5 protein-coding genes are annotated in these 15315 nt (G+C 46.8%); all 5 read right to left on the bottom strand.

Features of this window, described 5'->3' with window-relative positions; translation table 11 throughout:
- Positions 1–21: 21 nt before the first annotated feature.
- Entirely contained in the window at positions 22–1281 is a 1260-nt protein-coding gene (locus tag GC096_RS25710; RefSeq protein ID WP_171634139.1) for an efflux RND transporter periplasmic adaptor subunit, read from the bottom strand.
- Positions 1282–1307: 26 nt separating this feature from the next.
- Positions 1308–4415 (bottom strand): efflux RND transporter permease subunit, encoded by a 3108-nt coding sequence (locus GC096_RS25705; RefSeq protein WP_171634138.1) that lies wholly within the window; start codon positions 4413–4415, stop codon positions 1308–1310.
- Between the two features lie 345 nt (positions 4416–4760).
- Positions 4761–12650 (bottom strand): S-layer homology domain-containing protein, encoded by a 7890-nt coding sequence (locus GC096_RS25700; RefSeq protein ID WP_171634137.1) that lies wholly within the window; start codon positions 12648–12650, stop codon positions 4761–4763.
- Positions 12651–12830: 180 nt separating this feature from the next.
- Positions 12831–14297, bottom strand: coding sequence for an alpha/beta hydrolase (locus GC096_RS25695; protein WP_171634136.1), 1467 nt, complete (start codon positions 14295–14297; stop codon positions 12831–12833).
- A 132-nt stretch (positions 14298–14429) separates the two neighbouring features.
- Complete coding sequence (locus GC096_RS25690; RefSeq protein WP_171634134.1) at positions 14430–15158, bottom strand: glycerophosphodiester phosphodiesterase; 729 nt, start codon at positions 15156–15158, stop codon at positions 14430–14432.
- Positions 15159–15315 lie beyond the last annotated feature (157 nt).

The following is a 15315-nucleotide window of genomic DNA, read 5'->3' as shown; positions in this document are numbered from 1 at the left end:
CTCCTCCTCATACAAATTAGGTTAGTTACTCACTTTTACCGTATCTTGATCTTTAAGTTGGTGTTGTCCTGAAGTAACGAGAATCTCGCCTTCTTTGACCCCTGAAATAACTTCCTGGTTCGTCTCATTTATACGACCAAGTTCAAGTTTACGCTTTTGTACCTTATCCCCATTTACGACATAAACAAAATTATTTCCACCTTCACGAACAATACTAAGACTAGGAATGACAGGCACGTTTTGTTCATCATCTTTGGTTAATTCTACTTGCGCCTTAGATCCTGGTTTCAGCTTGCCATCCGGGTTCGGAACTTCCAGTTCCAGATCATAAGCTTTGGATTGTCCATTAATGACATCCGATAAGTAGGTTACTTTGGCACCGGCTTTCGTCGTTACGCCAGGAATATAGAAAGTCAATTCACTCTTACCTCTAACAAGATTAGCCGACTCTTCACTAAGTTGTGATTTGATTTTAACTGGATTCGTCTGTTGAACTTCCCCTACGCGACCGCCTGGCGCTACTGTCTGACCGACCGTTATAGTGAGATCCGTCAGCTTACCTGAAGCCGGAGCTTTTACCTCAAGATTGCTTAGAGCCCTCTCGATATTCTTGGCATTTACTTGCGCTGTCTCCAAACTGGACTCCGCTTGTGCCAACGAATTCGTCTCTTGCATGGTTTTCAGCGATCTACGTTCGCTTGCTAGATCTTTTTTGGAATTGTTTAGCTTGGTTTCCATCTGTTCTAAGTCGAATTTGGTTGCAGTTCCTAAATCGTATTCATTGTGAACCCTGCTATAAGCTTTCTCTAGATCACTAACCGCGGTCTCCATCTTAGCAACACGGTCTTTGGCATCTTCGATACCATTGGATGTATTTTGCTTAGCCGCTGTAAGTCCAGCCTGTGCTCCTTTGATGCCTACTGCATTCAAATCCTTCTGAATCAGCACGTCCGTTGGATCCAATCGGAAAAGCACCTCGCCCTTCTCAACGATATCTCCACGTTTTTTCAGGATTTCAATAACTTCGCCACCGGACTTGACGATAATATCTAACTGAACGGATGATACGACATCACCCACCTGTTCGACAGGTTCACCAATCTTTTGCTTTGTGACTTTTGCCGTTTTCACTACTTTAACCCCTTGCTCGGCTGCTGTTGTTGCCGCAGGGCTTACTGCTGGTGATGAGGAACATCCTACGGCTATCGCCGCGCTAAGCGCGAGGACACCGAATATCTTGGTACTCTGTTTGATCATAAACAACTGACGTTTCATATTCATTTTCCCCTTTTCCCCTGTTTAGATAATTAACGAACAGATGCGGCTTGCTCTGATTGAATGGCATTGGGCTTTCCTTTTCTCTTGAAGAGACCGCCTTCTCTTTTCTTAAATAGGATCTCATATATAATTGGCACGATTACGAGCGTTAGTAGTGTAGACGTTGTAAGACCGCCAATAACGACAACTGCCAAACCTTTGGAAATGATCGTTCCTTTGGATAAACCAAGTCCTAATGGCATCAGTGCAAGTATCGTTGCTCCTGCCGTCATGATAATAGGTCGTAATCTCGTTATTCCGGCTTCAATTAGAGCGTCACGAATCGAATAATCTTGCTCTCTTAGCTGCTGCACACGATCTACGAGTACAATCGCATTGGTTACAACGATACCGATCAGCATGAGGAAGCCGATGAGTGACGTTACATTGATCGATTCTCCTGTTATTAGTAATCCTAAGAGGCCCCCAATAGCTGCTAGCGGCAGTGAAAACAGAATGGCTAGCGGCGCTCTCGCGTTACCAAAGGCAATAACCATAACCATGTAAACAATAAAGATGGAAGCTATAATGGCCATAAACATTTGCATGAAACTTTTTTGAATATCGTCGGATACACCTTTTACTTCACGCGTGACACCAGAAGGCAGTTCTAATTTGGCCAACTCTTCCGTAATTTTCTTGCTGACGCCACCTTTATCCGTCGCATCAATTTTGGCTCTTACACTCACGATTTGTTCTTGATCTTCACGACTAATGCTATTCGGTGCATCAATCTGTTCAACGCGAGCTACTTCATTTAACTGAATCGTTTGACCAGTAGGCGTCTTGATCAAGAAAGTACCAAGTTTATCCACAGAGTTTTTGTACACCGGATTCAACATAACTTTAGTTGCATAGGTGATGTTATTAAATTTCAGATCGCCAAGCTTCTCTTCTGAAATCCACGCGTTGACTGATTGCAAAATTTGAGCACTTGAAAGTCCATATAAGCGAGCTTTGTTTTGATTGACAACAATCTCGACTTCGGTTTTGGAATCACTCAAGCTGTCTTTAATGTCGTTCAGTTCAGGGAATTCTTTCATTTTATCTTTGATTAACTGTGAGGCTTGCTTCAGATACAACTGGTCATCCCCCTTCAGGGAATACGAGAAATCAGCTCCAGTTGAAGTAGGAGGCCCTCCAGTGAACAATGTAATATTCACATCTGATCCTTGCGGCATCAGTTTCAACATATCTTCCTTATACGCTTTGACACCTTCATTCGCATTTGTCTCAGGTGTTAACTCGAAAAACATCATCGCGCGATAAGCAAATCGATCACTGCTTTGGTTATATCCAACAAGAGATTCAATGTACTTGAACGCAGGTTTACCAGCTTTGTCTGTGTGTACTTTCAAAGCTTTTTCAAGTTCTTTGGACTTCTCATTCATCATTTCAATGGATGTTTCTCGCGGCATTTTAATCTCAATAACACCTTGTTTGACTGCTTCACTATCCGGCATAAAAGCTACTGCTAAATTAGGTACTGTAATGAAAATCGAGATAATAAGGGCAACACCAGCCATAAATAACGTTTTGATTCGGTTATTCAAGGACCAGATGAGCGCTTTCCTATATTTCACACCCATTGGTCCCACGTGATTGTCATCGTGACTGCCGAGCTTCTTGCTTTTAAGCACCATAATCTTCGCCAACATCGGAATTACTGTTAATGCAACAATTAATGATGACATTAGGGCTACGACAAGTGTAATAGCAAAAGGACGGAATACTTCACCAACGACCCCACTTACGAATCCAATGGGACCAAATACACCGACTGTTGTAATTGTAGAAGAAGTAATTGCGCTGGAAACTTGTTTCGTTGCTAATTTAATAACAGATTCATTACGATCTTGTGCTTTCTGCAGCTGACTATAGATATTCTCAATAACGACAATACTGTCATCCACGACTCGTCCGACTGCAATGGCCATTCCACCTAATGTCATGATGTTGAGGGAAATGCCTAGAGGACCCATAAATAGTAACGTAACAAGAATGGAGAGAGGAATCGACACGAGTACGATGATTGTCATTCGTGCATTGCGTAGGAAAAGCAAGATCATTAATGAAGCAAGTATGGCGCCTAATCCGCCTTCTTGTACCATGCCGTGGATGGAATCTTTAATATCGTTTGCTGAATTATAAATTTTGTGGAATTTCACGCCAGGCAGCGTTTGGCCCCAGTCCGTCATAAGCTTGTCAGCACTATCTGCAAATTCAACCGCATTCGCAGCTTTCGTCTTGTAAAGCAATACGCCGATGGCTGGCAGCTCATCTAATCTGGCAATGAACTTGGACTCGCTGATCGCTTCAACTTTGGCAATTTGTTTGAGAAGCAGTGTATCGCCTGTTTTCGTTGTAATTTTCAAATTATCCAAGTTGTAAATTGTGTCTAGTTCACCTTTGACTCGAACCATCTGTGTGTTTCCATTGAAATCTACCGTACCTGCAGGGCTAGATACCAATGAGGCTTTGATCAAACTAGAAACTTCGGATGGTGTTAGACCATAATTATTGATCGCAGGCGCATCAAGCTTAATGGTAAGTACAGCATCCTGATTGCCTACAGAGTCGACATGGTCTATTCCCTTGAGCCCATTAAAGCCGGGAAGAATTGTATCATTGTAGGCTTTATCCAACTCGGTTTGGTTCATTCCTGCGTCACCGTAAACCGCCAAATAATAGACAGGGTCTGAAGCAAATCCCGCTGTTAACACTTTAGGTTTCTCAGAGCCTTGAGGCAGCTTAACGTTAGAGATCAAGCTCTCTACATCTTTCTTAACATCTTCCGGCTTCTTATCTTGGTCTAACTCCAGAATAATCTGTGAGTAATTGTCCTGTGATCCGGAGCTAAGGGTTTTGAGTCCATCCAACCCCGCAACCGCCTTCTCTAATGGCTTCGTAATTTCATCCAGGACATCTTTCGGAGGTGCTACATAAGTAGTGCTAATAATGACAACCGGAAATGTAATGTCAGGCATACTTTCTACCTTCAGTGTGGTAGTAGAATAGGTTCCTCCTACGACCAACAGCAGCATAACGATGAAAATCGCTGCCACATTTTTCATTGAAAACTCAGTTAACTTGGACATTCTCACTTCTCCCCTATCACCAGCTTTAATCCTTACACGCTTTCTACTCACTCTTCCATCATACTTGGAATTTTTTAACAATAAATATACTGAAATTGACAATTCCGTGTATGCTCGATCGGATTTATTATAGCTTTTCATTGTCATTTAAACAGGTGAGTAAAGTCATATTTAAGTCATATTTTGGTAATACGAACAGGTAAAATGATTGTGACTTTATGGTAAAATAATTACAAAAAAACGAAACAAACGAAATGAAACTAAACAAAACGAAATAAAACCGAAGCTCCCCAAAATACGAGGGCATCGGTTTTATTATTCTCAGACCATGTCAAATTCGGTATTTTACTTACTCTTTTGCGCTAGCATATTCAACAGCACCGTTACGGCTTCTGCTCTTGTTGCATGGTCTTGAGGGGCGAATTGGTGATCGCCTTTCCCTTGCATTACGCCTGTTTGTTTCACGTAAGCAACACTCGCTTTCGCCCATGCTGGAATAATCATATCATCGGCAAAGCCGGTTGTGATGCTCGCAGGAATTGACTGCCCACCCATCGCTTTTGCAATCATCACCGCCATCTCCGTGCGCATAATTTCTACTTCCGGACGGAATGTACCATCCTCATAGCCTTGAATAATGCCTGATTGTACAGCTTGAGCAACTGTTTTCTGCGCCCAAGTTCCAATCTTCGCTGAATCAGTAAAAGTCAGTGCTGCTCCTTCACCTTGCATTTTCAACGCATTCATCAGCATCACGGCAAATTCTGCACGGGTTACAGACTGATCCGGCGCAAACGTTCCTTCCGGATAACCGTCGACGATTCCACTGCTTACCGCTCGTTTGATGTTTGCTTCTGCCCAATGTCCAGTAATATCGCTTAAGTTCATGGTTGGATTCGCGCCTGGTGTTGGCACAGTTGGCTCTTGACCGACAATGAATACCCCAAATTTCGTAAAGTGATTAACTTCTACGGTAATGCTATTTTCGTTGATCTTACCTCCAGGAACTTCCACCCATTCCTTCTTCACTTCGTCAAAAAAGTTTACAGCTACTCTTTGTTCGCTACTCAATTTCGTCTTATCGAAAACAAAAGTTAGTGTGACAGGTTTATTAAAGTTCTCCGAGAAGTTTTTCAGAATCTCAAAAATTGGGCTGACTAAACCCTGTTTATTTGTCAGAAGCAGCTTCGTATCTAACACTTTAACGATCGTTAAATGTAGCTCTCTGTCTGTCGCATTGGCCGGAATCGACACAATTACCTCATCTTTCAAGCTAACAATACCTCTTTTACCAGCAGGAAGTGTTAATGTACCATCTGTAGAGGTTGCTGGGTTGTCGGTTGTTGGTGTTGTTGAACCACCACCGTCTCCACCGCCGCCTGTTGGAGGAAGTGAAGGTTTTGCCACGACAACTTCAACTGTCGCTGTTAAGTTGCCCGTATTCGTTGTGTTGTCCGGCAAACTTCCTAATGTTGCCGTGAAGGTATAGCTGCCTACTAAGGATGCGTTGTAGCTGTCCGAATCTATCCATGCCGTTACCGGCACAGTGATCGTGCCACCGTTTGCCGTTACAGTCGCATGGCTTGCTAACAACGCGGCTGTTGCCTCTCCTGCGTTTGCATAGCTTGTTGAGCCTGCCGTCCCTGCAGCTACATCTCCAATAGCATCGAATGCTGTAATGTTTGTAATCACTGGCGAGACAACAACTTCCACTGTCGCTGTTAAGTTGCCCGTATTGGTTGTGTTAATCGGCAAGCTTCCTAACGTTGCCGTGAAGGTATAGCTGCCTGCTACGGCTGGGTTGTAGTTGTCCGTATCTACCCATGTGATTACCGGCACCGTGATCGTGCCGCCATTTGCCGTGACAGTCGCATGGCTGGTTGACAACGAGGCGGATACTGCACTTGCGTTGGCATAAGTTGCCGAGCCTGCCGTGCCTGCTGCTACATCTCCAATAGCATCGAATGCTGTGATGTTTGTAATCACTGGCGCTACTACAACTTCAACTGTCGCTGTTAAGTTGTCTGTATTGGTTGTGTTAATCGGCAAGCTTCCTAACGTTGCCGTGAAGGTATAGCTACCCGCTACGGATGCGTTGTAGCTGTCCGTATCTATCCATGCTGTTACCGGCACCGTGATTGTGCCACCGTTTGCCGTTACAGTCGCATGGCTTGCTAACAACGCGGCTGTTGCCTCTCCTGCGTTTGCATAGCTTGTTGAGCCTGCCGTCCCTGCCGAAATATCCCCAATAGCATCAAATGCTGTGATGTTTGTAATCACTGGTGAGACAACAACTTTCACTGTCGCTGTTAAGTTGCCTGTATTGGTTGTGTTGACTGGCAAACTTCCTAAAGTTGCCGTAAACGTATAGCTGCCCGCAACGGTTGCATTGTAGCTATCCGTATCTAACCACGCCGTTACCGGTACCGTGATCGTGCCACCATCTGCCATTACTGTCGCATGGCTCGTTAATAACGCGGCCGATACTTCTCCGGCGTTGGCATAAGTTGCTGCGCCTACCGTCCCTGCCGAAATATCTCCAAAGGCATCAAATGCTGTGATATTTGTAATCACTGGTGAGACAACAACTTCCACTGTCGCTGTTAAGCTGTTTGTATTTGTTGTATTAATCGGCAAACTTCCTAACGTTGCCGTGAATGTATAGCTGCCTGCTACGGATGCATTGTAACTGTCCGTATCTTCCCATGCCGTTACCGGTACCATGATTGTGCCACCATCTGCTGTGACAGTCGCATGGCTTGTTGACAACGAGGCGGATACTGCACTTGCGTTGGCATAAGTTGCTGAGCCTGCCGTCCCTGCAGCTACATCTCCAATAGCATCGAATGCTGTAATGTTTGTAATCACTGGCGCTACTATAACTTCCACTGTCGCTGTTAAGTTGCCTGTATTTGTTGTGTTGACTGGCAAACTTCCTAACGTTGCCGTGAACGTATAGCTGCCTGCTACGGATGCGTTGTAGCTATCCGTATCTACCCATGCCGTTACCGGCACCGTGATTGTGCCACTATCTGCTGTGACAGTCGCATGGCTTGTTGACAACGAGGCGGATACTGCACTTGCGTTGGCATAAGCAGCTGCACCTGCCGTCCCTGCCGAAATATCTCCAATGGCATCAAATGCTGTGATATTCGTAATCACTGGCGCTACTACAACTTCAACTGTCGCTGTTAAGTTGCCTTTATTTGTTGTGTTGACTGGCAAACTTCCTAACGTTGCCGTGAACGTATAACTGCCCGCAACGGTTGCATTGTAGCTATCCGTATCTACCCACGCCGTTACCGGCACTGTGATCGCGCCACCATCAGCAGTCACAGTCGAATGGCTCGCTAATAACGCGGTCGTTACTTCACCTGCGTTTACATAAGCAGCTGCGCCTGCCGTCCCTGCCGAAATATCCCCAATAGCATCAAATGCTGTGATATTCGTAATCACTGGCGAGACTATAACTTCTACTGTCGCCGTTAAGCCGCTTGTATTTGTTGTGTTATCCGGCAAACTTCCTAACGTTGCCGTAAATGTATAACTACCTGCAACCGCCGGATTATAGCTATCCATATCTATCCATGCCGCTACTGGCACCGCGATCGTGCCACCATCTGCCGTTACAGTCACATGGCTTGCCAATAACGCGGTCGTTACTTCTCCTGCGTTGGCATATGCAGCTACGCCTGCCGTCCCTGCCAAAATATCCCCAATCGCATCGAATGCAGTGATGTTTGTAATCACTGGTGAGACAACAACTTCCACTGTCGCTGTTAAGTTGCCTGTATTGGTTGTGTTGACTGGCAAATTTCCTAACGTTGCCGTAAACGTATAGCTGCCCGCAACGGTTGCATTGTAGCTATCCGTATCTAACCACGCCGTTACCGGTACCGTGATCGTGCCGCCATCTGCCGTTACAGCCGCATGGCTGGTTAACAACGCGGCTGTTACTTCACTTGCGTTTACATAAGTTGCTGCGCCTGTCGTCCCCGCTGATACATCTCCAATAGCATCAAATGCTGTGATGTTTGTAATCACTGGCGAGACGACAACTTCTACTGTCGCTGTTACACTGTTAGTATTGGTTGTATTGATCGGCAAGCTTCCTAACGTTGCCGTGAAGGTATAGCTACCCGCTACGGATGCGTTGTAATTGTCCGAATCTATCCAAGCGGTTACAGGTACCGCGATCGTGCCACCATCTGCTGTGACAGTCGCATAGCTGGCTAATAACGCTACCGATACTTCTCCTGCGTTGGCATAAGCAGCTGCGCCTGCCGTCCCTGCAGCTACATCTCCAATCGCATCGAATGCTGTAATGTTTGTAATCACTGGCGCTACTACAACTTCAACTGTCGCTGTTAAGTTTTCTGTATTGGTTGTGTTGACTGGCAAACTTCCTAACGTTGCCGTAAACGTATAGCTGCCCGCAACGGTTGCAATGTAGCTATCCGTATCTAACCACGCCGTTACCGGTACCGTGATCGTGCCACCATCTGCCATTACAGTCGCATGGCTCGTTAATAACGCGGCCGATACTTCTCCTGCGTTTGCATAAGCAGCTGCGCCTGCCGTCCCTGCAGCTACATCTCCAATCGCATCGAATGCAGTGATGTTTGTAATCACAGGCGCTACTACAACTTCTACTGTCGCTGTTAAGTTGCCCGTATTCGTTGTGTTAACCGGCAAATTTCCTAACGTTGCCGTAAATGTATAACTACCCGCAACTGCCGGATTATAGTTATCCATATCTATCCATGCCGCTACTGGCACCGCGATCGTGCCGCCATCTGCCGTTACAGTCGCATGGCTTGCTACTAATGCGGCTGTTACTTCTCCTGCGTTGGCATAAGTTGCAGCGCCTGCCGTGCCTGCTACTACATCACCAATCGCATCAAAGGCTGTGATATTCGTAATCGCTGGCGAGACTATAACTTCTACTGTCGCAGTTAAGCCGCTTGTATTTGTTGTATTAGCCGGTAAGCTCCCTAACTTTGCCGTAAATGTATAACTGCCCGCAACCGCCGGATTATAGCTATCCGTATCTTCCCATGCCATTACCGACACCGTAATTGTGCCACCATCTGCCGTTACAGTCGCATGGCTCGTTAATAATGCTGCCGATACTTCTCCTGTGTTTGCGTAAGCAGCCGAGCCTGCCGTCCCTGCCGAAATATCCCCAATGGCATCAAATGCTGTGATGTTTGTAATCACTGGAGCTACTACAACTTCAACTGTCGCTGTTAAGTTGCCCGTATTCGTTGTGTTGACTGGCAAACTTCCTAACGTTGCTGTGAATGTATAGCTACCCGCTACGGATGCGTTGTAGCTATCCGTATCTTCCCACGCCGTGACCGGCACTGTGATCGTGCCACCATCTGCTGTGACAGTCGCATGGCTTGCTAATAACCCGGTCGTTACTTCTCCTGCGTTGGCATAAGTTGCAGCTCCTGCCGTGCCTGCTGCTACATCATCAATAGCATCAAATGCTGTGATGTTTGTAATTACTGGCGCTACTACAACTTCAACTGTCGCTTTTAAGTTGTCTGTATTGGTTGTGTTGATCGGCAAGCTTCCTAACATTGCCGTAAATGTATAACTGCCCGCAACCGCCGGATTATAGCTATCCATATCCATCCATGCCGCTACTGGCACCGCGATCGTGCCACCATCTGCCGTTACAGTCGCATGGCTTGCCAATAACGCGGTCGTTACTTCTCCTGCGTTGGCGTATGCAGTCGAGCCTGCCGTCCCAGCCAAAATATCCCCAATCGCATCGAATGCAGTGATGTTTGTAATCACTGGTGAGACAACAACTTCCACTGTCGCTGTTAAGCTGTTTGTATTTGTTGTATTAACCGGCAAGCTCCCTAACGTTGCCGTAAATGTATAACTGCCCGCAACCGCCGGATTATAGCTATCCGTATCTACCCACGCCGTTACCGGCACCGCGATAGTGCCACCATCTGCCGTTACAGTCGCATGGCTTGCTACTAATGCGTCCGAGACTTCACCCGAATTTGCATAGCTTGCTGAGCCTGCCGTACCTGCAGCTACATCTCCAATGCTATCAAATGCTGTGATATTCGTAATCACTGGCGAGACTATAACTTCTACTGTCGCAGTTAAGCCGCTTGTATTTGTTGTATTAGCCGGTAAGCTTCCTAACGTTGCCGTAAATGTATAACTGCCCGCAACCGCCGGATTGTAGCTATCCGTATCTACCCACGCCGTTACCGGCACCGCGATCGTGCCACCATCTGCAGTTACAGTCGTATGGCTCGTTAATAACGCTGCCGATACTTCTCCTGTGTTTGCGTAAGCAGCTGCGCCTGCCGTCCCTGCCAAAATATCCCCAATAGCATCGAATGCTGTGATATTTATAATCAATGGCGTTACGACAACTTCCACTGTCGCTGTTAAATTATCCGTATTTGTTGTGTTAGCCGGCAAATTTCCTAACGTTGCCGTAAATGTATAACTACCCGCTACTGCCGGATTATAGCTATCCGTATCTACCCACGCCGTTACCGGCACCGTGAATGTAGCACCATCAGCCGTCACAGTCGCATGGCTTGCTAATAACGCAGCTGATACTTCTCCTGCGTTTGCATAAGCAGCTGAGCCTGCCATCCCTGCTGCAACATCCCCAATAGCATCAAATGTTGTGATGTTTGTAGCCGCAGGCGCGACGGTTGTCATTGCTGCTGCACTTACGCTCTCTCCTGCCGACTGTGCGGTTACGCTAATCGTATCGCCTGAGGCAAGCGTCAGTCCGGGTACTATCCAGTTCCCCCCCGTTGCGGTTGTAGGCGTTGCCGGCGTTCCGTTCACGCTAAGAATAATACTCGCTTCGGCTGCTGCCGTACCCAATACGCTTGTATCTCCTGCACGTACCGTGCCGGTTATCACAGGTGTTGCTGTTATGATCGTCCACTTCGCATGAAGCGTCAAATCCACTGTGACGGGTGTTGCGAAGTCGTATGCCGTGTTCAATCCGCTGTCGCTGTACCAGCCCGCAAACGTATATCCTGCCTTCGTTGGCGGAAGAGTCGGTACGGTAGCTATATCTCCGTAAGCCACACTCTGGCTGCTCACGGGCGAGCCTCCATTGCTGTTAAAAGTGATTGTAGCAGCATCACCCCATTTTGCTATAAGGTTAGCCGAGTTGCCGCCTGCTGTAGTGAAAGCTCCGCCTGCATATATGGTGCTTCCCAAAACGGTTATTGCATTAACAGGGTTGTTAAGACCCGCACCCAAGCTCGACCAGCTGTTGCCATCCCATTTCGCGATGCGATTTGCCGAACCGCCGCCTGCTGTTGCGAATCCTCCACCTGCATATACGGTGCTTCCAGATACGGTTATTGCACTAACTGTGTTGTCAAAACCCGCTCCAAGGCTAGACCAACTGCTCCCGTCCCATTTCGCTATGCGATTAGCAGAACTGCCGCCAGCAGTGCTGAAATTGCCGCCTACGTATACATTGCTGCCCGATACGGCTAGCGCATATGCATCACCATTCAGGCCCGTGCCTAAATTAGACCAACTAGTCCCGTTCCATTTCGCTATACGAACAGCCGACGTGCCACCGGCTGTGCTAAAACTCCCAGCTGCGTATACATCCGTGCCGGACACCGCTAACGCATACACCGTATTGAGAATGCCCGTGCCCAAGCTTGACCAGCTAGTCCCATTCCATTTCGCTATATTTGTAGCAGGAATACCGCCCGCTGTAGAGAAATTCCCAGCTACGTATACATCTGTACCCGACACAGCAATCGCGTATACAGTACCGTTCGTACCCGTACCCAGGCTGGACCAATTGCTCCCGTTCCATTTCGCTATAGTACTTGCCGAGTTGCCGCCCGCTGTGCTAAAAATCCCACCTGCATATACGTCAGATCCCGAAGCGGCTACCGCAAAGACAAAGCTATTAAGGCCGGTACCAAGGTTGGACCACTGACTTCCGTTCCATTTCGCTATATGAGTTGCCGGATTACCGCCCGCTGTGGTGAAATTCCCACCTGCATATACGTCTGTACCTGATACTGCAATCGAGCGTACATATGAGCTGCTAAGTCCCGTACCCAGGTTCGACCACATACTCTCCGCTTGCGCCGATTGATTGCCCGTAAAGCCAAATAACTGTACGACTATCGCAATCACCAGCATGCTTTTCAAAAATATACCATATGCAACTTTCTTCCGATTTCGCCTTGCTCTCTGCATGATCAAACCCATCTCCCTCATACCGTAACAATAATCTTCTAATCTCCCATTTGCTCCAAACATTCTATCAAACCGACCGTTACGCTATTATTAATCTGGGAGAGAGCCTCGCACAACGAAAAACCCCCGATTTCACGAGTGAAATCGAGGGCTACTGTTTTGTTTTTGTTCGGATGCAACTTATATAAATCGTTCAACGAATTTCATATACCTCTCCGACTGCCGCAAATCATTATTTTGACGATAGTATTCCGCCGTCCAGCGAGCAAGCTCCTCCAGTTTATGTTGCACCTTCTCAACATGTGTAAGCAGCCAATTGTCATAGATGCCCATGGCGAACGGGTACGTAGTTTTTTCGAGAATTTCCCTACTGAGCAGCGCTTTCCGCTCCCTATCCGGCTCCCCTACAGTTGTTTCTAGCTTTTCCAACAGGTCCAGCAAATCGCACTTGATGTTGCCGCGTAAATAGACGTACTCTCGGTCCGCAACGAGGAGAGGGGTAGCTTCGTCCACGTGCTTGTCCAGCAAGCTTTTTAAATAACTGAGCGATACGCGAAGCCTGTTTTTCGCGTTGGACAGTTCCGCTTCCGGCCACAAGGCGTCGCATAGCTGCTCTCGCGTGACGGAAGGGTGGAAAAGCAAATAGACGAGCAGTCTTTTGGCGTATCGCTGATTCCACTCACCTAAGACGACCTGTCGGTTGACGGTTACACGGAACGTTCCCATGACTTCAACTTCCAAAGCGGTTGACGATTCATGCTGCTGGCGAACCTGTTCCACGAAATCTTTGATTTGATTCTGCATATGAGCGGACAGCTTGTCTACTACTCGAACGTTGGGAGAATCGGCTGCTTTCCGGATATGCTCATCAATCCAGTTCGCCACGACAGCTGGCTGATCCAATTGAACCGCGTTAGCAGCGTCGGATACGACTAAAAACCGGTAGTTTTGAAGCAAAATCGTCCCTAGCGCAAGCACGCTTGGTGGGAAAAGCCTGTCGTATTCACCGCCCAAAAACAACACTGGCAGATCGACGCCTCTAACCTGTTGTGCCGAGATATAGGCGGTAATCAAATCTCTAATTTGAATATAGTTTTGGAAGGAAACACAGCTATAGGCTTCATATAATAACTCTTCTTTGCTCGGTGTAACGAGATGGCAAGCAGCGCTCAGCAAGCGTTCAGCAACAGGCATGATCGAATTGCTCTCTCGTATGATTTGCTGACGATCACCTGATAAAATCGGCATTACCTTAACCGGGTAATAGAGCGGTACTGAAAGCAAACAAAGCGATAACACCTTGGCCGGATACTCACGAACGAATTCCAGACCGATGTAGCCGCCCATCCCATGACCGACGAGATGAAACCGATCGATTTGTTTATAAGCTAGAAGCCTGGCCAAGTCGTCGCAAAGCATTCGCCATGTGACGTCTTCCTCGTCCGCCTGTTGGCTTCTGCCGTGCCCTCTAACATCATAAACGAGAAGATCGTAGCGGGATTGAAGATAAGGTATCGTCCAGTTCCAAATACTCAGGTTCGTTCCTAAACTGTGGATCATAACTATAGTTTCTACCGGCTGATCGCTGCGGCTCGCTTGATGAAATTCATAATACAAGGTATCTTGATCAGTCGGTACGAATGGCACTCCCGTTCACCTCTTAGCTAAAAATTCATTGTGTAGGTAAATTCGACAAATTCGGCATACACTCCTTCCGCTTTTGACGAAAAATGAGGAACATTCGGGAATTTCGACGTTTTATCTCATCCTCTGACCAAGTTAGTCAAGAAAATTCCGCAATCGCCCTGGATAATCGGTAATAATCCCCGTAACACCAGCAGCAATCAACCTTTTATAATCCGCAACATCATTCGCCGTATAGGGATAAACAGCCATTCCCGCAGCTTGCGCCCCTAGAACATCCTCCATGTCTATACAGTGGTGATACGGATGCAAGGAAAACACATCTACCCCCAATTGCTTCGCATAGGCTGCATGATCTATTAAATTGGCTGCATAGAGCAATCCCACTTTCGCCTTAGGCTGCGCTAGTTTGATCCTGTGAATCAGCTTGTGATCAAATGATGAGATCACAATATCCGCCCATCTATCCATTTCGTCCAAAAATGCCAACAGACTCTTCTCCATTCTCCCCTCGTAAGCATGTTTGACTTCCACATTAATGAAATGTCCCCGTGGTACAAGCTCGAATACTTGACGCAGATGAGGGATTCTCTCTCCCGTGAAAGCTTCCAAAAACCAGAAACCTGCATCCAGCGACTTCAACTCTTCCCAGCTCTTGTCACCAATAAGTCCGGAGCCATCTGTCGTACGATCCACAGTAAGATCATGACAGACGACAATCTCACCATCTTTCGTTAACTGTACGTCAAGCTCAATCCCCTCAGCCCCTTGTTCGAATGCAAGTGCAAAAGAAGCTAATGTGTTCTCCGGCGCCTCACCAGCTGCTCCGCGATGTCCAATTACGATTGGTTGCTGTTTATTCATGGTTCACTCTCCTATAGATAAGCTATCTAAATATGCTCAAATTATAGTGGAATAGCCCTGATATGCCCAGTATGAAACTCTAATGTTTTTGTAAATTTTTCTAAAAATATACAAAACCTTCACTTGAATTTAACATTGGTCAAATAAACAAGCGTTA

This window comes from Paenibacillus plantarum (assembly GCF_013141695.1).
Classification (GTDB): domain Bacteria; phylum Bacillota; class Bacilli; order Paenibacillales; family NBRC-103111; genus Paenibacillus_E; species Paenibacillus_E plantarum.
The sequence above is the reverse complement of the archived record's forward strand: the minus strand, read 5'-3'. Positions and strand labels throughout refer to the sequence as shown.